This window comes from Citrobacter sp. MGH100 (genome assembly GCF_001034465.1).
Lineage (GTDB): Bacteria > Pseudomonadota > Gammaproteobacteria > Enterobacterales > Enterobacteriaceae > Citrobacter > Citrobacter youngae.
The window spans coordinates 249,570-272,533 of sequence record NZ_KQ089801.1 but is presented as its reverse complement, the minus strand read 5'-3'; the positions used below and the strand labels follow the sequence as shown (position 1 = coordinate 272,533).

Sequence of the window (22,964 nt, the reverse complement as noted above, 5' to 3'; positions counted from 1 at the left end):
GCAATTAGCGCAACATCAGGCGCATGGCGCAGCGTGATTCATACGCCAGCCCATGCGCTGCTTCCTCTTCTCTTTTCTGGCGCAACTTTGCAGGAAGTGTCTCGTCAGCCAGCAGTTCAAAACCCAGTCGCGCGTACAATGGCGCATTCCACGGCACATCGCGGAAGGTGGTCAGCGTAAGCGACGTATAACCTTTTGCACGCGCCTGTTCGGCAACATAGTTAAGCAATCTGCGGCCAATGCCTTTTCCCTGCCACGCCTGATGCAGCGACAGTTCCGCAATAAACAGCGATGAATCCAGCGTTTCGGCGACTAAAAAGCCGACCGGATGCTCATCGGCCTGCGCCAGCCAGCTCAAGCCAGTGGCGGCAAATGCCTGATGCTGAGCAACTGATATAATCTGGTCGTCAGCAATCCACGCCAGTTCCGGGATCTGTAAAAAACGTTGGCTCGCCGATCGTTCGATGGCGGGAAGCGCGGCAGTGTCTGCCAGAGTAGTCGCGCGCAAGGTGATGTTCATACGAGGAGCATAACATGCCCGATAAGCGCGGTGTTATCGGGCATCTGGAGGATTAATCTTTACGTGGATCGCTAATGGGCTGGCGAACCAGGAAGATGTAGGCAAGGGCCCCCACCATGGTGACGCAGCCGCAGATGATCAGCGCCAGGCGGAAAGAGTTGGTGGTATCAACAATAAATCCGGTGACGATCGGCGCAAACGACGCGCAGATAAAGCTGGCAAAGTTCTGGATACTGCCCACGGAAGCGGTCATGCGTGAAGCCACCGCAACATGGATCAGGCCCCAGCATGAGGTACCGGCGAAGTGGATACAGAACAGCGCCATACCGATCAGTAACACGGCGGCCATCGACGTTGTGGCCTGCGGCACAACGAAGGTGAAGGCTGCAGAGCAGAACATCCCGGCGATTATACAAATCTTACGGCTCTTAATCGGCGCCATACCGCCCTTCACCAGCCAGTCGGTGACAAAACCGTTAATCAACATGCCAGCTGCGCCAAACAGGAACGGGATCGCCGCCATTAATCCGGTGCTTTTTAAATCCAGGTTGTAGGAGGTTTGCAGGTAGCCCGGCAGCCAGGCCAGGTATAACCATGCGGTATAGTTGATGCCGCTAAAGCCCAGCATCATGCCCCACATGGTACGGTTGCGAAACAGGCTGCGCCATTCGGCAAAGCTCAGCGGATCGCGGCGGGCATTGACGCTACCAGCGTTCAGGTACGCTTGTTCCGTGGCGCTCAGCTCAATTTGCTCGCGGTTGCGATACAGCATGTACCAGCCGATGGCGAGGAAAATACCCAGCACGCCAATGGTGATGAACATCCAGCGCCAGCCCATTACCAGCATCATGGCAGCCAGAATCGGCGGGCTAATGGCAACCCCGATGGTGGAGGCGGCGTTGAATAATCCCATCGGGCGGCCGCGCTCTTTGATGTTAAACCAGTCGTTGATGACCTTTACGCCGCACGGGTTCATTGGCGCTTCGCCGATCCCCATCCCGATACGCACCAACACAAACTGGGTGAAGCTGTGTACCATGCCGGACATCGCCTGAAACAGCGACCAGAAGAACATCCCCAGTCCCAGCATAATGCGCGGACCTTTGCGATCCAGCAGCGGGCCGCAGGGCAGTTGCGCAATACCGTAAGCGAGAGAGAATACCGATAGCAACACGCCGATTTGCGTGGCGCTCAGCCCCAGTTCTTCACGAATCGTTAAGTTGGCGACCGACAGAGAACTGCGGTCGAGGTAATTAATAACCGCAGCAAAAAATAATAAAATCATTGCCGTGGTCTGAATACGTTTTATTCGGCTACTGCGTTGCACCATGCCCTCAGGCGGAACATTAATATCCGCAGATGATGACGTGCCAAACGAAGAACTCGGGTCGAGGGTAATATTATTTTTTTCCACGCCGGACTCCTGAACCTCAATAATTTATTTTTCACACAGCAGGACTGTGCAGTATTGAAAAAATACCGGTGATGAATCAATTTGCTCATCACCGCTCACAAAAGTTTTTAATGCAGTCGACTTAGCGTGAGCATAGGCAAGAGGTATTTTTCAGGCGTTTTTATTTTTATAAAATCGTGCTCCCGGTAATGATTTGCTGTTTTTTATCGGTACTTAATGTGCTGCGCTATGACTTTGGTTGATGGAGCGAATCATCGATTGTTTGGCTGAATTCAAATGGTTACACAGCGCCAGGGTGGCATCCAGGTCGCTGCGGCAAATCAGTGCGCTGAGGATGGTCATATGCTCATCGATGGCAATGATATTGCGCTGCTTAAGGTCGCTTTCGTCCCATTGATAGTGGAAGTGGAAAATCACGGAGATGATTTCAAGTGATTGATTGAAAAATATATTATCGGCAGCAGAGAGCAGTAAAGCATGAAACTCGCGGTCTAACTGCGAGAACATACGAAAGCTGCTGCCGATGCTGTCGCGCAGGATCCGGTGGCGCTCGAGTAGCGTTTTTGCCTGCAGCCAGCGTGGGTCATCGTCGGGCAGATTGAGAAAATGCTGCAGGGAATGGGTTTCCAGCATTTCTCGCAGTTCAAACAGCTGCTCGGCGTAGGCCTGATCGAACTGCTTCATGCTCCACTGACCGCGTTTTTCGTTTTTTATCAGGTTGTAACGTTCGAATTTTAAAAGATATTCCCGTACCACTACCGGGCTTACCCCCGCGGCTCTGGCAAGCTGCAGTTCGGAGAAACTCTCGCCCGCGCGCAGCTGGCGCTGGTTGATCATGGTGAAAAACGCCTGCTCAAAAATCCGGTTTTGCTCGGTCATGGAGGCGGTGGTGCAGGCAAAACCGTCGTCATGGTCAGGTTTACGCACGATGACATAGTGGCTACCGACCTGGGTCAGCACCCCGCATTCGCCTAAGTGGCTCAGCATATGGCGCACGGTGGTGCGGCTGATGTTGTACATCTCCGCCAGCGCGCTTTGCGAAGGAAGTGGGGAAGGGATATGACCCCGCGCCATATCATCGATTATCTGGTTAATCACGTTGTGGCGTAAGTTTTGTGAACGGCTCATGGCTTCTCCTTTTTGGCTATTAAAACCCGATTTAAAACATTTTTATGCGCTGGAATTCACAGATTGTGTTTCTGCTTTCTCCGGCTTTTTTATTTTCGTTGATATCTGAGGCAACAGAAAAAAAGGAGAGCAGAATCATGTCTACGATGAATACGTTGATTTGCCAGGAACCTAAAAAATTAGTCTGGAAAGAGCGCGAAATACCTATTCCGGGTGAGGGTGAAGCACTCATTAAAATTAAGTCGGTAGGAATTTGTGGTACCGATATTCATGCCTGGGGCGGCAATCAACCTTTTTTCAGTTACCCACGAGTGTTAGGTCATGAAATATGTGGGGAAATTGTCGGGCTGGGAAAAAATATCCAGAATATGAAAAATGGACAGCAGGTGGCGGTTATTCCTTACGTGGCCTGCCAGCAGTGTCCGGCATGCCTGAGCGGGCGTACCAACTGCTGCGAGAAGATTTCGGTGATTGGCGTCCATCAGGATGGCGGTTTCAGTGAATATCTTTCTGTTCCGGTTACCAATCTGCTGGATGCGCAGGGGATTGACCCACAGGCGGCGGCGCTGATTGAGCCTTATGCCATCAGCGCGCATGCGGTACGCCGGGCGGCGGTGGCACCAGGTGAGCAGGTGCTTGTGGTTGGCGCCGGTCCGATTGGCCTGGGGGCTGCAGCGATTGCCAAAGCCGATGGCGCACAGGTGGTGGTTGCCGATACCAGTCCCGCGCGCCGGGAGCATGTGGTTTCTCGGTTGGGACTTCCGGTTATCGACCCATCCGCTGACGATTTTGATACGCAGCTGCGAAACCAGTTTGGCGGTTCGCTGGCGCAAAAGGTGATTGATGCCACGGGGAATCAGCATGCGATGAATAACACGGTGAATTTGATTCGCCATGGCGGCAGCATCGTTTTTGTTGGGTTGTTTAAAGGCGATTTGCAGTTCTCAGACCCTGAGTTCCACAAGAAAGAGACCACCATGATGGGCAGTCGCAACGCCACACCGGAAGATTTCGCCAAAGTGGGCCGCCTGATGTCGGAAGGCAAATTGACCGCCGACATGATGCTTACGCACCGTTACGCATTTGCCACACTGGCAGAAATTTACGAGCGGGATGTGATCAACAACCGTGAACTGATTAAAGGCGTGATCACGTTCTGAGAGGGAAAACAGGATGAAGACATTAAATCGACGTGATTTTCCGGGAGCCAGCTACCCAACGCGCGTGATCCAGTTTGGAGAAGGTAACTTTCTGCGGGCGTTTGTCGACTGGCAACTGGATATCCTCAACGAGCATACCAGTCTGAACGCGGGCGTGACCATCGTTCGGCCAATTAATACCGATTTCCCGCCGTCGCTGAATACCCAGGACGGGCTGTATACCACGCTTATTCGCGGGCTAAACGAGCAGGGTGAGGCGGTAAGCGAGGCGCGGCTGATCCGCTCGGTAAATAACGAAATCAATCCCTATCAGGACTTCGCGGCGTATCTGGCGCTGGCGCACAATGCGGATATCCGCTTTGTGTTTTCAAATACTACCGAAGCTGGAATTAGCTATCACGCGGCAGACAGTGTGGATGATGCGCCGCCGGTGAGCTTCCCAGCCAAACTGACGCGCCTGCTGCTGGAGCGCTTTAACCACTTTGAGGGCGCGGTGGATAAGGGCTGGGTGATTATCCCGTGCGAGCTTATCGACTATAACGGTGAGGCGCTCAAAACGCTGGTGCTGCGGTATGCGCAGGAGTGGCGGCTTCCCCCGGCGTTTGCCGACTGGGTGGAGACGGCAAACACGTTCTGTTCCACGCTGGTCGACCGTATTGTCACCGGCTACCCGCGTGAAGAAGCTGCCGCGCTGGAAGCTACGCTTGGTTATCACGATGCGTTTCTCGATACCGCGGAGCATTTTTATCTGTTTGTTATTCAGGGGCCGCAGTGGCTGGCAGAGGAGCTGAAGCTGGCGCAGTGTCCGCTGAATATCCGTGTGGTGAGCGATATCAAACCGTACAAAGAGCGTAAGGTCGCTATTCTCAATGGGGCGCATACGGCGCTGGTGCCGGTGGCGTGGCTGTGCGGACTGGAGACCGTCGGTGAGGCGATGCAGGATGCCGATGTCCGCCGCTTTGTCGAACAGGCGATTAGCGAGGAAATCATACCGGCATTGGATCTCCCGGCGGATGAACTGCATGAATTTGCCGACGCGGTAAGCGGGCGTTTTCAGAACCCTTACATCCGTCACCAGTTGCTTTCCATTGCGCTTAACGGGATGACTAAATTTCGTACCCGAATTTTGCCGCAACTGCTGGTGGGTGAGCAAAATGGGCGCTGGCCCGTGCGGTTAACGTTTGCCCTCGCTGCGCTGCTGGCATTTTATCGTGCAGAGCGCGACGGGGAACGCTATCCGATCCAGGATGATGAACAGTGGGTAAGCCTGTATGCCAGCCTGTGGCCGCGAGTAGGTAATGATTTAACGCTGCGTGAACTGGTGGATACCGTACTCGGCGATACGGCGCACTGGGGTGAAGATTTAACGTTGCAGCCAGGGCTTGCCGGACAGGTGACGGCTAACCTGGAGATGATTCTGGTGCAGGGTATGCGCCAGGCGGTGAACGGTCTGGAATAAGGTTGCCATGCAGCGCCCGGTGTGGTGTTGGGCGCTGTTTTTTTTATCCCTGAGCAGCCACTACTTTGATTTCAACCATCCCGATCCCCAGCTTACGCGGCGAGTGGCCGAGAATGTTGCCCTCGTTAGTGGCGACCGGATCGGGCGGGACAATCACCAGCGTATTGGCGTCCGTTGGATTATCAAAATGCAAGGTGGTCGTGCTGACCTCCTGGCTTAATACCAGCGTTTGTTCCTGGCCACCGACGCGTACGGGAATAGGGCGATTCGCGTTGTCACCAAAAGCTTTCGCGGTGATAACCAGATCGAATTTCTTCGGTAGCGGAGTTTTGTATTCGATTTTGACTTCTTCACTCAACTGGGCGTTAGACCAGCGTCCCCAGGACTCAGGGCGTGATATGCCGCTAAACTGTTTCACCTCTTCCGGCGCGCCCGCTACGTTGAAAATGAAGCTGTCAGCTTTGTAGCGAATATCGTTATCGACAATTTTTAGCGTATCGACGTTACCTTTATAGCGTTCGATGTCGATCACCGTGTCTTTAAATGTCGTCTTCCCTTTCCAGTTGGCTTTATCGACATGCTGCACGATCTGCTGCCCGCCCAGTTGCCCCTGTGATACGCACCAGTCGGTAGAGAGTGCCAGTTCTGGCGCCCACAGTTGCGCCATTTTGTAACAGCGGTCTATCCAGACGAAGTTATCGCGTGGGGCGAAATCCGCCAGTTGGAAGCGCAGCGGGGCTGAGTACTCACTTTCCGGCAGCGGTTCGACGCGTTGATCCGAGACCCGGAGCAGCAGCGGCAGACGGAAATGGCTCCCTGAGAAAGAGATCATCTCTTTGTCCCGATCGATGGTGAATGCTTTCATCTCTTTCGGGAAATTCCACAAACGGATGATATTGGGCTTCCACGCCAGCATTTTCTCTTTGATGTTCAGGAACACTTCCGATACGGATTCGCTAGACAGGCTGCTGCGTCCAAGGCCGATAAAGTTATCGCCGCCGAGAATATCCAGTACGGTAGCACCGTTATCCATGGTGTTACGCTTCACCGCCAGCGTATCCTGCTGTGGCTGGTCGCCGCGCAGCACGAAGAACAGGTTGTTGCGATCCTGCTTGTTCAGGTACTTCCATGCGGTGTTGTTCATCGCCAGATGATCGGAAGACACCACGATCACGGTGTCTTTGAACCACGGTGATGCTTTGATTTTATTGATAAATTCGGCGATATTTTCCTGGCTGCAGCTGACCGCGCTGAACGACTGGTTGGCCTTCCCGTCGATGTCATAACGTTTACGGTTGCAGCTACGTGAGATAAATCCATCCGGATGATGGGTATCCACGGTCAGGGTAAACAGTGAAAAACGCTGGCCCGAGCGCGATAGTTCTTCGAATTTTTTCCACGCTTCGTCCAGCACGGTATCGTCGTAGAAGCCCCAGTCGTTACGATAGGCCGGGTCCGACACCACGCTTTTTAACTCTTGTGCACCGTACAGATGGTCAAAGCCGTGAGATTTCAGGAACACGTCTTTGCCGGCAAAGCGCAGGTTGGCACCCTGCACAAAGTAGTTCTGATAGCCGGAGTTTTTCAGGATATCGCCCAGACAGATATTGTTAGGGAAGAAACTTGAGACCGACGCCGAGGCGTTGCCTTCAAATGGTGCAAACAGCGGAATACCGCACTGGGAGGCGACCATCCCGGCGATGGTGTAATCGGTACCCGGAAGCTGCATGGTATTGCTGAAATCCAGACCTTCATTTTTTAACGCGCCGAGTTCCGGGGTCAGATCCGGGAATGCGTCGTTATTAAAATAGGTGCGCTCCAGACTTTCGCCGTAGATATAAACCAGGTTCAGCTTCGGATTGGGGATCGTTTTTGATGGCTCTTTGTAATAGGCCGCAAAATCGGGATCGCCATCGCGTGACTGGGATTTAACCAGTTCAGTTATCTGGTGGAACGCCGGGCTGGCATCAACAGAAGCCAGCGCCAGCAGCAGGGCCAGTAGACTGTAACCCACATGATGCGGATGATGGCGACGGCGACGCAGTATCCAACCCAGCGTGACAAAAACGGTGGTCAGCGCCAGGGCTATCCCAACGCCCGGCAGGATATATTTTCCAATCCCCGCGCCGGTCAGGCTGTTGGTCAGGGTGTACAGGACCGCATCGTTGATGCCGTCACCCGTGAAATAGTCACTGGCATACAGCGTGATGTTTAAGACAATAAAGATCCCCAGCACCGTTAACGTGGCGGCAAACCACCAGGTGTTGCGACCCGCTTTCCAGGCGTAAATCAGCACTGAAGCGAGAAACAAAGTGATGGAGATGAATTCTGACAACGGTCGATCCTCAGTAAACCCGGCACACGCCTGGCAGGCTAATCATTTCTGGACAGTACAATGTAATAGCGTTGTTATATTGCTGCAATTGTAGTGACATTTAATTACGTTGTTATTCAGAATTGGTTTAGATATGCGGGTTTTTGCGGGCAATCACTCCGCATTTGGTAGGTAAATATCTTCGTGGGATTGATTGCTGCCGCGCCGGTGGTGAAATGGCCGGGCGCGGCATTTGTGGCATCAGGAAATGAAGTTCATCCCCTGTTTTAACACCAGATCGCAGGCCTTGGTTTTAACTTTCTGCGCCAGGGAGCTGTTACCGATGGTGTTCAGGTCCAACTGTTGACCATCTTTGGCGTTGAGCAGACCCTGAATACCGTCCATATAGTTGGTATCTTGTTTCTGTTCAGGCGCGCTGAGGCCCAGTTTATCCAGCACCTGGTTTTTGACGTTTTGCGTGTCGGTGACCGAGGCCAGCTTCTGTTTCGCGCAATATTCCAGGATCCCGGCGGCGTTATTCATGCTGCTGGAGGTCAACGACTGATTGCTGCCATTCAGCAGGCTGGTCAGGGAAGAGAGCGATGAGCTGCTTTGTGAGCCGGAGCTTTGTTTGCTCAGCTCACTGGCCGCGCTGGAGAGCGAATCCTGCCAGGAGGCGGCGAAAACGCTGGTGGAGATGAGCGTGCCGGCGGCAAGCGCACAGCACAGCAGACGTTTGGTAGTTTTCATCATTATATGCAACTCGTGTTATGCCTTTCAGCGCAGTATAGCGCTGGCAGTCTTAGGAGTGGTCCTAATACGTTAATACTCTTTACCGGTTACCCGACTACGGTAGCTTTCCCAGTTAAAGATAACCCACAGGCTATTGCCAAGGCGCATACGGTCCATTACGCGCTCACCCAGCAGTTTGTTCATTTCATCCATATTGCTGTTAGTTAACATGCCGGTTGGACGTTTAGACGACGAACGGCGATCGACGATCTGGTTGATGATCACTTTCTCGTAGCGGGATTCTGTCTGCATGCCGATCTCGTCGATCACCAGCAGATCCACATTACTCAGATCGTTGAGCAACTGTTCTTCGCTGGTTTCACGATTGCTGAACGTTTCTTTCATCGCCGACATGATATCGGCGACGGTAATAATCAGTACCGACTTGCCGCGCAGCAGCAGTTCGTTGCAGATGGCGGCGGCCAGATGGTTTTTACCCGTGCCGGGTTTGCCAGAGAAGATAAAACTGGCGATGTTGCCGTCAAACTCTTCAACGTACTGGCGAGCTTTGCTCAGGGCATTCATCTGACCTTCGCACTCAACCCGATAGTTTTCGAACGAACAGTTCTGATGCAGCGGACGGATACCGGAACGGTTGAATGTACGCTGCATTTTCATGGCCCGGTTTTCGCGGGCCAGCGCGGCGGCGCGAATTTCACCTTGCTCTTTTTGCCATGCCAGCAGTTCTTCACCTGTTTTGAAGGCTGGCTCAACATTGGGTGGCATCATTTTTTGCAAACGTTTCATCAGGTCGCCAACGTTTTTCATCGTTATCCTCTAAAACCCGGTGGAATGTGGCTGTCAGGTTCACTGACGCTGTTCACATCGCGCTTTGGCATTCCGCCATTGCTGGCCCGTCCAATCTGAATGCTGCGCGCCAGTTTTTGCTGCCACTGAATATGGTGAAAGACTTTGCCTTCGGCTTGCCAGTAGGCAACAAATGAAGCCAGTTCCTCGGCGGTGACGGGCTCTCTTAACGCCACGCCCCACAAGGCGGCCTGACGCTGGAAGTCAGCATCTGGCTGCCAGTCAGCGTACATAGCAAATTTACCCATTGGCACGGCAACCGGTACCGCTTGCGGCTCTTCATAAAATTGGGCATCTAATGTTACATCGCTTCCCGGGCGTGACAGCTTCTCCTCAAGTGCCAGCAACTCTGCCAGCCGTGCAGGCGTCACCGCGTAAAACGCTGGCGCGTTGTTGGCGAATACGGCTACGGCACCGCCCGCAGACCTGGCCAGCACAGTTTGGTGATCGTGTAGTAAGGCGTCAATGCTCGTGACGTCCGGCGTCAAAATTTTGCAGGGCATAATGTTTCTCAATACTGAACAACAACCGAGAAGGAACTGCTTTTATAGTAACACAGAGAGAGAGGAGAGCAGCAGATGAGGGAAGGTTCCCCCATCTGCAAAGGGGTAAACAGGTTCATTCGTTATACGCGCGGACGTTTGCGATACAGCCATAATCCTGGCACGGAAAGTCCAATTGAGAGTGCGCCCACAATCGATGAGGCTTTAAGAAAATTGGTCAGCAGGGTGATCATCAGCGCTTCGCTATAACCGAAATGACCGATCTTTACGGCGGATATCATGGCGGTGTAGGCGGAGATCCCCGGAAACATAGGGATCACTGCCGCAACGGTGAAGACTTTCGGATGCGCCAGATACCAGCGCGACCACTGGATCCCAATGCAGCCGACCAGCAGCGAGGCCATAAAGGTGGACCATTCGATATTAAACCCTGCAGTCATCATGACCATCCGTGAACCGTGCCCAAGCGCGCCGAGTAACGCACACCAGGGGAGTGCCCGATGCGGTACGTTAAATACCATAGCAAAGCCAAGCGCCGGGATCGCCGACAGGATCATGTCCTGCATCAGCGCCAAAATGAAATCGATCACGCCCATCCGCGCAGCCCCCATAAGGTCATCGACACGATCACGCCAATACAGGTCGCCAGCGTAAGCAGACTGGCAATCGCCCAGCGAGCGAGCCCGGTATTAATGTGCCCTTTAAACATATCCGCAACCGAATTGATTAACGGAAAACCGGGGACCAATAACAGTACGCTGGCGGCCATGGCTACGGTAGGCGTGTGATTAAACGTCGGTAGCGTAAGCAGCAGGCCGGATATGGTGGTCGCGACAAAAGCGGTAATACAAAAGTTGATTTGTGGATGCAAATGCCGGGAAGCCAGGATCTGGCGAATGTACATGGCGATCATGCTGGCGAAAAAGGTGATCATCGCGCCATCCCAGCCGCCGTTATTGAGTTTACAAAAGCAGGCGCAGGACAATCCTACCATGAAAGCAACCAGCCATCTGGGATAGCGTAGCGGTTTGATTTGGTTAAACCGTTTCTCTACCCCTTTTTCATCCAACAGATTATGCTCTGCCAAAATAACGATGTGTTGCACTTCCGTCACGACGTGCATGTTGATGCCACGATCCTGATTTTTTCGGGTCGATGTCAGGCATTGTCCGTCTTTGATCGTCGTCAGGACGATGGCATTCGATGATATGGCACTTTCTACACTGTCCATCCCAAGCGCCAGACCCAGGCGGGTGGAGAGTTCATCGACCAACGCGCTTTCTGCGCCATGTTGCAGTAAAAAAAGCCCGCATTGTATACATAACCGTGTAACCGTTCTTTGTGACGACTGCTCTGTTTGCATAGCTCGCTCTGACTAAAAGATGCTCTCTTAATGAAGAATATCTTCTTTTTATCATGAAGCGTGAGTCGGTTGGCTCTGGATAAGATCAATTTTTGTGTTGAAAAAAGAAACAGGTCACTTGGTGGTTGTAGGAAATCGTATCGTGGGACACACTCCTGAACCAGGGCTAAATTTTTCGAGATGAACAGTAATTACGTAAGGAATGCTAATAATTTAATGTAGTTATTTTAATTGTACAATGAATGTACATGTGCGTGATTATGGCATGATAAATTTATAGTGTGATGCTATTGGGAACGTAGCATTGCCATTTTCTATTTAGAATAAGGATAAATAATTCATCCTGTCTATTGTTTAACGCATGTCTATTTATTAATTATTTTATTTGATTGTAGGTGATACTTGCGCGCGCAAGATTGAAGACATGTGAATATGGAGGAGTTATGTTGCCAGGACGCTGCAAGAACGCAATTATTATTAGTAAATTACCTATCATACAAATTGGGCTTAAAGGGGTAATGCAAGCGCATTTCTCTGATTACAAACTGACCTACTGCCGCGCCGTAGAAGAACTGACATTGATGCAACTGCGACGTTCAGATCTGGTTATCGCTGATTTAACCGGAGACTGCAGTCATTCGCGTGCGGTCTGCGAACAATATTATTCTTTGTTACCTCAATATCGTGATATTCACTGGGTCTTTCTCGTTTCTCGAAATTATTATCCTGTGGCCGTTGAGATGCTGATGTGTCCAATCAGTACGCTGTTATCTGATGCTGAACCGATTGATAGTTTAGTAAATGCTATTGATGCAGGGAATGTTTATGCCGACAGAATTAGCCCGGTATTGCTCTCTCCGGTAATAGCACCAGAAAAACAGGATCATAGCGTACACTCAATTATTCTGACGCTATCTGAACGGAAAGTGTTACGGCTTCTGGGAAAGGGCTGGGGGATTAATCAGATTGCCACATTACTTAAAAAAAGTAATAAGACAATCAGCGCCCAGAAAAATAGTGCGATGCGTCGTCTGTCAATACACAGCAATGCGGAGATGTATGCCTGGATAAATAGTTCTCAAGGAGCACGAGAGTTGAATCTACCTTCAGTTTATGGAGAGACCACGGAATGGAAGACAGAAGTATCAAAAGAAATGTCGCACTGGTAGAAAAGTGTGTAATGAGCAGCGTGGGTATTTATAATTTATTTAATGCCAGACCGAACAATCAATACCAACTTCATCCCTTTTCAGGACAGCCAGCCTTAAGCCAGGCGATGTCACAGACGTCATTTTCCGCGGTTATTTTTTCACTTTCCGCGAAAAGAACCGATCGCCGCACCGGACTGGCTTATCTGACAGAGCTGGCGGTGAAACACCCTCGCATCAAGCGAGTGGTCATTGCCGATGATGATGACGAGGCGCGGCTAATTGGCTCGCTGTCACCGCTACCACTGGATGCCGTGATTAGCAAAGCATCCACGCTGAGTATGTTGCAGGAAGAATTATTTGCAGCGCTGGATTGCGCCAGAGGGGAAACAGAAGACACGAAGAAGCTCTGGTATATCAATCAATGCCGTATGCTTAGCCCAACCGAGCGCGAAATTCTGCGCTATATGTCGAATGGTTATTCGATGCTGCAGATCGCGATTGAGCTTGAGCGAAACATTAAAACGATTCGTGCGCATAAATTTAATGTGATGTCCAAACTGGGCGTTAGTTCGGATGCCGGATTACTGAATGCTGCCGATATCCTGCTGCATGTGCGCTCTGCAGAACCGTCATCTTTTCGTCGTACTGCCCCGTTATGGCGTGCTTGAGAAGATGCGTACCGGCGTAGTCATTGGCATGGAAAGGTAAATCGATCACTGGCACACATCAACCCAGGTTGCCGCAGTCAGTTCTGCTATTCTTTCTGGCGCAATGCGAACCGCGCTGTGAGTGGCTCCTGCTGCAGGGAGCACTTCTGTATAGTGTTTCAACGAGACATCACAGTACACCGATATGGGTGTCTCCAACCCGAAAGGACATACGCCTCCTACGGGATGACCTGTTGCGTTGACTACTTCATCGCTACTCAGCATGCGCGCTTTGGCGCCAAACGTATTTTTCAGTTTTTTATTATCGAGGCGAGCATCTCCTCTGGCGACGACCAGGATAATGTCGTTTTTCACCTTTAGTGACAGCGTTTTTGCTATCTGCCCTGGTTCGACGTTATGGGCCTTGGCTGCCAGATCGACGGTGGCGGTGCTTTGATCTAATTCGATGATTTCAATATCTGGCGCATGTTGCGCTAAAAACTGCCGTACTGATTGTAAACTCATTCTTCTCTCCCTCTCGCATATCCGCAGTCCTGCATAGCAGAAAACCGCCTGGCGTAATTTGTCATAGGGGCAGCGTTACTGTAAATATTTTATTGTAACAACACAGCAACATTGGCAGTTTCTCGATCACCTTCACAATCAAAGAAACCGGTTACAGTAACCGGTTGCGGAATACTGAAATGGCGATTAATACTGAAGCTGTCACTCCCTCTGTATCACATAATAAGAGCCATCTATGAAACTTAACTCAAAAAGCGGTAAGGCTGGTTTTTCTCCCGGCACGGTTGCGAATAGTAGGAATGGGTTTTACGTGGTGGTGTTGATACCAGCACGGTTGCAGGGTTTAGCACAACGGGAGAACGGCTATGTCTACTAACCATGCTGTATTTAATGTGATTTTCCGCTTTGTTGAAAGCTACGTTAGCCCTGTCGCCGGGCGCATTTCTTCACAACGCCATGTGATGGCAATACGTGATGGTTTCATTTCGGCGATGCCGTTTATGATTGTAGGGTCTTTTCTGCTGGTTTTTGCCTATCCGCCTTTTTCGCCGGATACCACCTGGGGGTTTGCCCGCGCATGGCTGGATCTGGCAAAACAATTTGAAGGCCAGATACTCACGCCGTTTGATATGACGATGGGGATCATGTCGGTCTACATATGTGCGGCTATTGCCTATAACCTGGGCAAGCACTATGTGAAGTCGCATCAGTTAGATCCGTTTATGTGCGCGATGCTGTCGATCATGGCGTTTTTGTTGATTGCCGCACCGAAAACCAAAGGTACGATGCCGGTTGATAGCCTCGGCGGTACGGGAATTTTCACTGCCATCCTGGTGGCAATTTATTGCGTTGAAATGATGCGCTTCCTGAAGGCGCACAACATCGGGATCCGCTTACCCGATCAAGTGCCGCCGATGATCAAAAACTCATTTGATCTCCTGATCCCGGTACTGGTGGTGGTGCTGACGCTGTACCCGCTGAGCCTGGTGATACAGTCGCAGTTTGATATGCTGATCCCGCAGGCCATTATGGCCATCTTTAAACCACTGGTGTCCGCAGCGGATTCTCTGCCGGCGATACTGCTGGCAGTACTGATCGGCCATCTGCTGTGGTTTGCCGGTATTCACGGTGCGGCGATTGTGTCGGGTATGCTGCAAATGTTCTGGTTGACCAACCTCGGCATGAACCAGTCGGCGCTGGCGCAGGGCGCGCCTTTACCGCATATCTTTATGGAAGCGTTCTGGACGTTCTTTATCGTCGTGGGGGGATCGGGGGCGACGATGGGGCTGGTGATTTGCTATCTGCGCAGCCGCTCGGCCCATCTACGATCGATTGGGCGTTTGAGCGTGGTCCCCAGTATTTTCAACATTAACGAGCCGGTGATTTTCGGTACGCCGATTGTCATGAATCCAGTGTTCTTTATTCCCTTCCTGCTGGCCCCAATGGTGAACGCGGTGCTGGCCTGGGCGGCGATGAAACTGGATCTAATTGGGCGGGTGATTTCAGTGGTTCCCTGGACCGCACCGGCGCCCGTTGGCGCGGCATGGGCATTAGGCTGGGATTATCGTGCGGCGATCCTGGTGGTCGTGTTGGCGCTGGTTTCTGCCATCATCTACTTCCCATTCTTTAAGGTTTATGAGAGGCAACTGTTGGCGCAGGAAAAAGAAGAAGCACAGCGGATAGAAGAGGAAAATCAGCAGGTTGCATAAAGTGTTGGCGGGGGGCTATGGCTCCTCGCTTATTTTAGCGTGCAGTCGCCGCATTGCTGAACATCGGGCAGGCGATAGCGCTGGCAGCAGGTTCTGCGTACTAACAGTCCCTCGCGTGGAACGACGGTGCGCCACAACGGATTATCCTGGCCACAGGATAGTTGTTTCTCAAAGAAGCAGGTCTGGCGCAGCGTGTTCAACAGTTCTTCACCTAACAACGGCTTCATTTCCGTTAAGTACCAGTGAATTAAGTATCCCGTATTGCTCCAGACAAGTTTCGCGTTGATCTCACCCGTTGATTCCAGTGCCTGAACGACCGGTGTCAGGGCTGACAAAATCAGCGTTTCCATACGTTGTTGCGGTGAGAGTGCCGTGGTCTGGTGATCCTGATGTACATCTATCCAGAAACATGCGGCACGCCCGGTTTCGTGAAACTCCACGTGCATATGTTCAGGAGAGACGTCGATAGCCTCTTTTTGCGTCAGCAGAGCCACCATAAGCGGGGGCATCATCAGGCCGATATACCATTGCGCCCAAAGGGAGATCAGCGGTTTATTTTCGCGTACTAACGTGGGCTGGTTGCGGTAGATGTGGTCTGAATAAACGGCCAGAAGCGAACTTAACGTTGTCGGTTGCGTCCATTCATGTAATGTCATTGCACCTTGCGGCGGGGTCTCGTCAAGGCGAATGAAATCCAGCAAGTGTTCGCGGGTTTGGGCTATGGTCGCACGCACGGAAGCCGCCAGCGAGGGCATCTCTGAAGGGAGATGGCTGTGCCAGATGACATCTTCAACGATGGGTGCGGAACGGTAAGCCATGGCGATATAAGGATGTTAATCTAAATGATAATGATTTCTAATCCTATAGATGGGGGTAAACGATGGCAAGATCTTTGTCGCAAGATCGGGCAGTTCCGCACGGAAAACTCAGGAAGAGGTGCAGTTTATCCGCAGCTCATCGCTGACCAGAGTGTTGTTTCGACCCATATTCTTGGCCTCATAAAGCGCTTTGTCTGCTCTGGTAATCGCGGAGTCAATATCCTGTTCCACCAAAGGCGCAATACCGATGCTGACCGTCACATTGGTTGCTACGCTCTCATTAAACATATGTGGAATTTTAAGATCGTACACTTTCTGGCGAATACGCTCGGCGGCAGCCTGGGCCTGTTGGGGGTCGACCGCGGTCAGCAAAACCATAAACTCTTCGCCACCAAAACGTGCCACCACGTCCCGGGAGCGTACGGAATCACGAATCGCGGCAGAAACGCGAATCAGCGCCTGATCGCCCATCATGTGTCCGTAATGATCGTTATAGGCCTTGAAATGGTCGATATCCATCAGCAGGACGTAGTGCTTCGAGTTGCTCAGGGCCAACAGCGTATCGAGTCTGTGTTGCAGCCCCCGGCGATTGTACAAACCGGTTAGCGGGTCGAGCATGCTGAGTCCGTTCAGGGTTTCCCGTTCTTCCAGTAGTTTGTACATCAACTGCTGGGCGAAGCCGTCGTAGCGCTTTTGTATCACATGCTGGATGGCGATCCCGGCCATGGGTAGCGCCATAAAATAGAAAATTCGCAGACCATGCTCGCTGCCGTTAAGCCATAAACAGACGACGACTGAGGGTAACGAATGCAGCGTAAAGGCGATGATATTGTTGGCAAAAGCGATAGAACCAATAAACAGCACGCTGAGAAGTGCGATTAACAGAAAATAATAATCATTATGACCTAGCGCGTTATATTTCAGAAAAATATGTAATGCCCATAGCAAGCCAAAAACGATTGAAATAAAAGGAAGATTAATTTTTTTATTCGCATATTTGCCATGCCATGCCAACAGCAATGTACTGGCGGCCAGGATGAGCAACGCCGGGACAGATACGGCTTTGACGGCAAAAAGTGGGAAAACAAGCGTAAACAGCGCGGAGACTGCATTGAGAAGCAGAAACAGACGTAAAGAAAGTTGATACTTCTTAGTGCGCAGAGTTCGCCAGGATTGTACTGTCATAGGTAAATATTGTTATTTATCTGCAATATACGAAGGTGTGTTTGTAAGGAAAAAATGATGAGCGAAAAATCATTCGTTCAGGTCGTTATTGTTTTTTGATGAAAAGCTAACCGGCGAGCAATTTATCACCTTAAACTATTTATGTCATCAATCGTTAAGTAAAACTCATAGAATTGATAGCCTTTCCTGGCTGACAAATGAGAAAATTTATCATATGATATTGGTTATCATTATCAATGTCATAGGTGAAACCATGTTGCAACGTGCGCTGGGCAGTGGATGGGGGGTTTTGCTGCCGGGGATAGTGATTGCCGGGCTGGCATTTACTGATCTGTCACTCGACGCATGGAAGGCGATGATTGTATTAGGATTACTACTGACTTCACTCATGTTATACCACAAGCGTTTACGGCACTTTGTCTTATTACCTTCATGCGCGGCGCTGATCGGCGGCATTGTTTTGGTAATGATGAACTGGAATCAGGGATGAGCAAAACAGGAAAGAAAATCGAAGGAAAGATAAGATAATTGGTGCGAGGGGGGGGACTCGAACCCCCACATCCTAAGGACACTAACACCTGAAGCTAGCGCGTCTACCAATTCCGCCACCTTCGCACAGTCATCTTATTTTTTTGATATCGCCTCGTTGGTGCGAGGGGGGGGACTCGAACCCCCACATCCTAAGGACACTAACACCTGAAGCTAGCGCGTCTACCAATTCCGCCACCTTCGCCCAGTGCGAGCAATATCAACGTGGATTATGGTGCGAGGGGGGGGACTTGAACCCCCACGTCCGAAAGGACACTAACACCTGAAGCTAGCGCGTCTACCAATTCCGCCACCTTCGCATACCATCGACACTCAAAAAGTATCGTTACCACGGAGGCGCATTCTAGTTGTTTTCAACTTTTCGTCAATAGTTAATTGTCCAGGCTGGGCCGATTGATGCAAAAACGGCCACGTGAATGGCCGTTCGCTGCGAGACAATTACGCTTTTTTCGCCTGGCGCGTCATGATGGTGCGATAGACCTTGAAGCGCCCGGTCTGCGCGATAACTTCGTGGAAGCCAAACACTTCATCCAGTACTTTCGGATAAGGCAGGAAGGCGTTGGCAACAATGCGCAGTTCACCGCCGCTGTTCAGGTGACGCACCGCGCCGCGAATCAGCGTTTGCGCGGCATCCAGACTGGTCTGCATGCCGTCATGGAACGGCGGGTTGGAGATGATCATATCAAAGCGACCCGTCACGTCAGAAAAGACGTTACTGGCGATGACGTCACCTTCAATACCGTTGGCGGCAAGCGTTGCGCGGCTGGCTTCAACAGCGGCTGCGCTAACATCGCACAGGGTTAAGCGCACTTTTGGCGAGTGGCTGGCAAGCGCGACGGAGAGGATACCCGCGCCACAGCCGACATCCAGAACTTTGCCTTTGGTGTGCGGCGTCAGCGTGGAGAGCAGCAGTTGGCTGCCAACATCCAGGCCGTCACGGCTGAATACGCCCGGCAGCGTTTTGATGGTCAGATTGTCTGTCTGGTATTCGTCCCAGTATTTTTCAGCATCAAAGACCGGCTGCTTTTCCAGACGACCGTGGTACAGGCCACAGCGACGTGCGCTGTCGACTTTGTTCAACGGCGCGTATTCGGCCAGCATCTGCTCGGCGCTACGTACGCCGCTGCGGTTTTCGCCAACAACAAAAATATTGGTACCCACCGGCAACAGCGAAAGAAGGTTCATCAACTGGAACTGGGCTTCAGGTTTATTCTTCGGCCAGTAGTAGATCAGCGTATCGCTATCGCCGACGTCATCGGCTTGAGCGATGAGGCTGAAGCGGACGTTGTCGCCCATCTGGCGGTTAAGCACCTGCCAGTGGTGAAGCTGCTGAGTATGCGCACGGCTGGCGGCGCTTTCAAAATGGGCAGGCAGGTCATCCTGCAAATCACCGGCAAACATAATACGGCTTTGTTCGAAATCATCACTGTGGCGCAGCAAGACTTCACTTGCCGGGGTAAAAGCAGACATGGAGTGCTCCTTAAATTGTACAGCGGGGGATTATAGTTGTTTGATGGCACGGATTCGACAAATTTGCTATATTTGCGCCCCTGATTACAGGAGCGTTTCGCTATGACATCCCGACGAGACTGGCAGTTACAGCAACTGGGCATTACGCAGTGGTCGTTGCGTCGTCCTGGCGCACTGCAGGGCGAAATCGCGATTTCCATTCCTGCGCATGTCCGTTTGGTGATGGTTGCGGAACAGTTACCCGCGCTAACCGAACCATTGATGAGCGATATTTTACGCGCATTAACCGTCAGCCCGGATCAGGTTTTACAACTGACGCCTGACCGTGTCGCCATGCTGCCGCAAGGTAGTCGCTGTAATAGCTGGCGGCTGGGAACCGAAGAGCCGCTGCTGCTGGAGGGCGCTCAGGTCGCGAGTCCTGCGTTTAATGAATTACGGGAAAACCCCGCGGCCCGCGCCGCGTTATGGCAACAAATCTGCGCATATGAACACGATTTCTTCCCTCGAACCGACTGATTTACCCGCAGCATTTCAGATTGAAAAACGCGCCCACGCTTTTCCCTGGAGTGAAAAAACATTTGCCAGCAACCAGGGCGATCGTTACCTCAATTTTCAGTTGAGGGTTGATGACGTGATGGCGGCCTTTGCGATTACGCAGGTCGTGCTGGATGAAGCTACGCTGTTCAATATTGCCGTCGACCCTGACTTTCAGCGCCGTGGGCTGGGGCGTGAGCTGCTGGAGCATCTGATCGATGAGCTGGAAAAGCGTGGCATTTTGACGCTGTGGCTTGAAGTGCGCGCCTCAAACGCCGCCGCTATCGCGCTGTACGAAAGCTTAGGCTTTAACGAGGCGACGATCCGTCGCAATTACTATCCAACGGCCGATGGTCACGAAGACGCCATCATCATGGCGTTGCCAATCAGCATGTAAGACAAGGTGTAATGATGAAGAAGTGGGACTGGATTTTCTTTGATGCCGACGAAACGCTGTTTACATTTGACTCGTTTACCGGCTTACAGCGGATGTTTCTCGACTATAGCATTACCTTTACCGCTGAAGATTTTCAGGACTACCAGGCCGTGAATAAACCGCTGTGGGTGGATTATCAAAACGGTGCGATTACCTCATTACAGCTGCAGCATGCCCGTTTTCAGAGCTGGGCCGAACGCCTGAAGGTTGAACCGGGCCAGCTTAATGATGCATTCATCAATGCGATGGCGGAGATCTGCTCGCCGTTGCCGGGGGCGGTTTCTCTGCTCAATGCGATTCGTGATAAAACAAAAATCGGCATCATTACTAACGGCTTTACCGCGTTGCAGCAAATCCGCCTTGAGCGGACGGGGCTGCGCGACTATTTCGACCTGTTGGTGATTTCTGAACAGGTTGGGGTGGCAAAACCCGATCCCCGTATTTTTGACCATGCGCTGGCGCAGGCGGGCAATCCTGACCGTTCTCGCGTGCTAATGGTGGGTGACACCGCAGAGTCCGATATTCTTGGCGGCATTAACGCCGGGCTATCCACCTGCTGGCTCAATACGCATCATCGCGAGCAGCCAGCGGGCATTCAGCCGACCTGGACGGTCACGTCATTAAGCGAACTGGAGCAGCTCCTGTGTAAACACTGATTGCCTCCCCCCCGTTGATGGGTAAAATAGCCGCAATTTTTCGTATTCAACTTGCCCGGCCCGTTGCCGTGCTTACCTAAGAAGATTTGACTATGACGTTGTCTCCTTATTTGCAAGAGGTGGCCAAACGCCGCACTTTTGCCATTATTTCTCACCCGGATGCCGGTAAAACGACAATTACTGAAAAGGTGCTGTTATTCGGACAGGCGATTCAGACCGCCGGTACGGTAAAAGGCCGTGGCTCCAGCCAGCATGCAAAATCTGACTGGATGGAAATGGAAAAGCAGCGTGGTATCTCCATTACCACCTCCGTGATGCAGTTCCCGTATCATGACTGCCTGGTCAACCTGCTGGACACCCCGGGGCACGAAGACTTCTCCGAAGATACCTACCGTACCCTGACGGCGGTGGACTGCTGTCTGATGGTCATTGATGCCGCGAAAGGTGTTGAAGACAGGACCCGCAAGCTGATGGAAGTTACCCGTCTGCGTGATACGCCGATCCTGACTTTTATGAACAAACTTGACCGTGACATCCGCGACCCGATGGAGCTGCTGGATGAAGTTGAGAACGAACTGAAAATCGGCTGTGCGCCGATCACCTGGCCGATTGGCTGCGGGAAGTTGTTCAAGGGCGTCTATCACTTGTACAAAGATGAAACGTATCTGTACCAGACCGGTAAAGGCCATACGATTCAGGAAGTGCGTGTTGTTAAAGGTCTCAACAACCTGGAACTTGATGCTGCCGTGGGTGAAGACCTGGCGCAGCAGCTGCGCGACGAGCTGGAGCTGGTGCAGGGCGCGTCCAACGAGTTCGACCATGAGTTGTTCCTTGCGGGCGAAATCACCCCGGTCTTCTTCGGTACCGCGTTGGGTAACTTCGGCGTTGACCATATGCTGGACGGCTTAGTGGAGTGGGCGCCTGCGCCGATGCCGCGTAAAACCGACACTCGCATTGTCGAAGCCTCAGAAGAGAAGTTCACCGGTTTCGTGTTTAAAATTCAGGCCAACATGGACCCGAAACACCGTGACCGTGTGGCGTTCATGCGTGTGGTATCCGGCAAGTATGAGAAAGGCATGAAAATGCGCCAGGTGCGCATTGGTAAAGACGTGGTGATCTCCGATGCGCTGACCTTTATGGCCGGTGACCGTTCTCATGTGGAAGAAGCGTATCCGGGCGATATTCTTGGTCTGCATAACCACGGCACTATCCAGATCGGCGATACCTTTACCCAGGGCGAAATGATGAAGTTCACTGGTATTCCGAACTTCGCGCCGGAGCTGTTCCGTCGTATTCGCCTGAAGGATCCATTGAAGCAGAAGCAGCTACTGAAAGGGCTGGTTCAGCTGTCAGAAGAGGGCGCCGTGCAGGTATTCCGTCCGATCGCCAACAACGATCTGATCGTAGGCGCCGTCGGTGTGCTGCAGTTCGACGTGGTGGTTTCTCGTCTGAAGAGCGAATACAACGTTGAAGCCATTTATGAGTCGGTCAACGTGGCGACTGCGCGCTGGGTAGAGTGTTCTGACGTGAAAAAATTCGAAGAATTTAAGCGTAAAAACGAAATTCAGCTGGCGCTGGATGGCGGTGATAATCTCACCTATATCGCGCCGACCATGGTTAACCTGAATCTCACCCAGGAACGTTACCCTGACGTTCAGTTCCGTAAAACACGCGAACACTAATCTGTCCCCCAGGGCGCGGTACTCACCGCGCCCTGCAACTTTTCCTGTCTTTTAAATCCCTTGCGGAATGTTCTTAAATCCCCTGACTTTTGTTTGTTTTTTAATCAATACAGGCAACAACCGCGAAATCGTGAACTATATT

At 51.8% G+C, this 22,964-nt stretch carries 23 protein-coding genes and 3 tRNA genes; 10 read left to right on the top strand and 16 right to left on the bottom strand.

Features of this window, described 5'->3' with window-relative positions; genetic code table 11:
* Window positions 1-4 precede the first annotated feature (4 nt).
* The 3 genes from SK32_RS12930 to SK32_RS12920 all read right to left on the bottom strand — a co-directional run bounded on the left by SK32_RS12930 (window position 5) and on the right by SK32_RS12920 (window position 3,062).
* On the bottom strand, window positions 5-520 hold the full coding sequence (locus SK32_RS12930; RefSeq protein ID WP_048212793.1) for a GNAT family N-acetyltransferase: 516 nt from the start codon (window positions 518-520) through the stop codon (window positions 5-7).
* 52 nt (window positions 521-572) lie between these two features.
* On the bottom strand, window positions 573-1,934 hold the full coding sequence (locus tag SK32_RS12925) for an MFS transporter (protein ID WP_003845612.1): 1,362 nt from the start codon (window positions 1,932-1,934) through the stop codon (window positions 573-575).
* Window positions 1,935-2,147: 213 nt separating this feature from the next.
* A complete protein-coding gene (locus SK32_RS12920) occupies window positions 2,148-3,062 on the bottom strand; it encodes a GntR family transcriptional regulator (RefSeq protein WP_003019148.1) in 915 nt (304 codons plus the stop codon).
* Between the two features lie 137 nt (window positions 3,063-3,199).
* Between SK32_RS12920 and SK32_RS12915 the strand changes: the two genes are divergently transcribed.
* Together SK32_RS12915 and SK32_RS12910 are read left to right on the top strand one after the other, a co-directional pair.
* A complete protein-coding gene (locus SK32_RS12915; RefSeq protein WP_048212792.1) occupies window positions 3,200-4,222 on the top strand; it encodes a zinc-binding alcohol dehydrogenase family protein in 1,023 nt (340 codons plus the stop codon).
* Between the two features lie 13 nt (window positions 4,223-4,235).
* Window positions 4,236-5,681 (top strand): tagaturonate reductase, encoded by a 1,446-nt coding sequence (locus SK32_RS12910; RefSeq protein ID WP_048212791.1) that lies wholly within the window; start codon window positions 4,236-4,238, stop codon window positions 5,679-5,681.
* Window positions 5,682-5,724: 43 nt separating this feature from the next.
* On the opposite strand, the gene opgB is transcribed toward SK32_RS12910, so the two are convergent.
* The 6 genes from opgB to SK32_RS12880 all read right to left on the bottom strand — a co-directional run bounded on the left by opgB (window position 5,725) and on the right by SK32_RS12880 (window position 11,460).
* Window positions 5,725-8,016, bottom strand: coding sequence for a phosphatidylglycerol--membrane-oligosaccharide glycerophosphotransferase (gene opgB, locus SK32_RS12905; protein WP_048212790.1), 2,292 nt, complete (start codon window positions 8,014-8,016; stop codon window positions 5,725-5,727).
* 240 nt (window positions 8,017-8,256) lie between these two features.
* Window positions 8,257-8,748 (bottom strand): YjjA family protein, encoded by a 492-nt coding sequence (locus tag SK32_RS12900; protein ID WP_048212789.1) that lies wholly within the window; start codon window positions 8,746-8,748, stop codon window positions 8,257-8,259.
* A 69-nt stretch (window positions 8,749-8,817) separates the two neighbouring features.
* The gene (dnaC, locus tag SK32_RS12895; RefSeq protein ID WP_003019133.1) at window positions 8,818-9,555 is read right to left on the bottom strand and encodes a replicative helicase loader DnaC; all 738 of its coding nucleotides are present in this window, start codon (window positions 9,553-9,555) and stop codon (window positions 8,818-8,820) included.
* 2 nt (window positions 9,556-9,557) lie between these two features.
* Window positions 9,558-10,097, bottom strand: coding sequence for a primosomal protein DnaT (dnaT, locus tag SK32_RS12890; RefSeq protein ID WP_048212788.1), 540 nt, complete (start codon window positions 10,095-10,097; stop codon window positions 9,558-9,560).
* 122 nt (window positions 10,098-10,219) lie between these two features.
* Window positions 10,220-10,693, bottom strand: a complete 474-nt coding sequence (locus tag SK32_RS12885) for a threonine/serine exporter (protein ID WP_048212787.1) — start codon at window positions 10,691-10,693, stop codon at window positions 10,220-10,222.
* Complete coding sequence (locus SK32_RS12880) at window positions 10,684-11,460, bottom strand: threonine/serine exporter family protein (RefSeq protein WP_048212786.1); 777 nt, start codon at window positions 11,458-11,460, stop codon at window positions 10,684-10,686. The genes SK32_RS12885 and SK32_RS12880 overlap by 10 nt, the downstream gene beginning before the upstream one ends.
* Before the next feature lie 443 nt (window positions 11,461-11,903).
* On the opposite strand from SK32_RS12880, the gene SK32_RS12875 reads away from it, so the two are divergent.
* Window positions 11,904-12,629 carry a response regulator transcription factor gene (locus SK32_RS12875; RefSeq protein ID WP_048212785.1) on the top strand — a complete coding sequence of 242 codons (726 nt, stop codon included), beginning with the start codon at window positions 11,904-11,906 and terminating at the stop codon, window positions 12,627-12,629.
* A complete protein-coding gene (bglJ, locus tag SK32_RS12870) occupies window positions 12,590-13,279 on the top strand; it encodes a DNA-binding transcriptional activator BglJ (protein WP_048212784.1) in 690 nt (229 codons plus the stop codon). The genes SK32_RS12875 and bglJ overlap by 40 nt, the downstream gene beginning before the upstream one ends.
* Before the next feature lie 45 nt (window positions 13,280-13,324).
* Here the strand turns inward: bglJ and SK32_RS12865 are convergent, their stop codons facing one another.
* The gene (locus SK32_RS12865) at window positions 13,325-13,783 is read right to left on the bottom strand and encodes a YbaK/EbsC family protein (protein ID WP_048212783.1); all 459 of its coding nucleotides are present in this window, start codon (window positions 13,781-13,783) and stop codon (window positions 13,325-13,327) included.
* A 365-nt stretch (window positions 13,784-14,148) separates the two neighbouring features.
* Between SK32_RS12865 and SK32_RS12860 the strand changes: the two genes are divergently transcribed.
* Window positions 14,149-15,492: a PTS sugar transporter subunit IIC gene (locus SK32_RS12860; protein WP_048212782.1), complete on the top strand. Its 1,344-nt coding sequence runs from the start codon at window positions 14,149-14,151 to the stop codon at window positions 15,490-15,492.
* 29 nt (window positions 15,493-15,521) lie between these two features.
* On the opposite strand, the gene fhuF is transcribed toward SK32_RS12860, so the two are convergent.
* Together fhuF and SK32_RS12850 are read right to left on the bottom strand one after the other, a co-directional pair.
* A complete protein-coding gene (fhuF, locus tag SK32_RS12855; RefSeq protein ID WP_048212781.1) occupies window positions 15,522-16,310 on the bottom strand; it encodes a siderophore-iron reductase FhuF in 789 nt (262 codons plus the stop codon).
* A gap of 108 nt (window positions 16,311-16,418) precedes the next feature.
* On the bottom strand, window positions 16,419-17,495 hold the full coding sequence (locus tag SK32_RS12850; RefSeq protein WP_048212780.1) for a GGDEF domain-containing protein: 1,077 nt from the start codon (window positions 17,493-17,495) through the stop codon (window positions 16,419-16,421).
* A gap of 253 nt (window positions 17,496-17,748) precedes the next feature.
* Between SK32_RS12850 and SK32_RS12845 the strand changes: the two genes are divergently transcribed.
* Window positions 17,749-17,985: a DUF1435 domain-containing protein gene (locus tag SK32_RS12845; protein ID WP_086523828.1), complete on the top strand. Its 237-nt coding sequence runs from the start codon at window positions 17,749-17,751 to the stop codon at window positions 17,983-17,985.
* Window positions 17,986-18,024: 39 nt separating this feature from the next.
* Here SK32_RS12845 and SK32_RS12840 read toward each other — a convergent pair.
* The 4 genes from SK32_RS12840 to rsmC all read right to left on the bottom strand — a co-directional run bounded on the left by SK32_RS12840 (window position 18,025) and on the right by rsmC (window position 19,514).
* Window positions 18,025-18,110, bottom strand: a tRNA-Leu gene (locus SK32_RS12840).
* A 32-nt stretch (window positions 18,111-18,142) separates the two neighbouring features.
* Window positions 18,143-18,228: transfer RNA gene (locus tag SK32_RS12835), tRNA-Leu, on the bottom strand.
* 28 nt (window positions 18,229-18,256) lie between these two features.
* Window positions 18,257-18,343: transfer RNA gene (locus SK32_RS12830), tRNA-Leu, on the bottom strand.
* Window positions 18,344-18,482: 139 nt separating this feature from the next.
* Window positions 18,483-19,514 (bottom strand): 16S rRNA (guanine(1207)-N(2))-methyltransferase RsmC, encoded by a 1,032-nt coding sequence (gene rsmC / locus SK32_RS12825; RefSeq protein ID WP_048212779.1) that lies wholly within the window; start codon window positions 19,512-19,514, stop codon window positions 18,483-18,485.
* A 102-nt stretch (window positions 19,515-19,616) separates the two neighbouring features.
* Between rsmC and holD the strand changes: the two genes are divergently transcribed.
* The 4 genes from holD (at window position 19,617) to prfC (ending at window position 22,822) form a co-directional block, all read left to right on the top strand.
* Window positions 19,617-20,030 (top strand): DNA polymerase III subunit psi, encoded by a 414-nt coding sequence (holD, locus tag SK32_RS12820; protein WP_048212778.1) that lies wholly within the window; start codon window positions 19,617-19,619, stop codon window positions 20,028-20,030.
* A complete protein-coding gene (gene rimI, locus SK32_RS12815) occupies window positions 19,999-20,445 on the top strand; it encodes a ribosomal protein S18-alanine N-acetyltransferase (RefSeq protein ID WP_003829985.1) in 447 nt (148 codons plus the stop codon). Before holD ends, rimI begins: the two co-directional genes overlap by 32 nt.
* 14 nt (window positions 20,446-20,459) lie before the next feature.
* Window positions 20,460-21,140, top strand: a complete 681-nt coding sequence (yjjG, locus tag SK32_RS12810) for a pyrimidine 5'-nucleotidase (RefSeq protein WP_048212777.1) — start codon at window positions 20,460-20,462, stop codon at window positions 21,138-21,140.
* A 92-nt stretch (window positions 21,141-21,232) separates the two neighbouring features.
* Window positions 21,233-22,822, top strand: coding sequence for a peptide chain release factor 3 (prfC, locus tag SK32_RS12805; protein ID WP_048212776.1), 1,590 nt, complete (start codon window positions 21,233-21,235; stop codon window positions 22,820-22,822).
* Window positions 22,823-22,964: the final 142 nt, after the last annotated feature.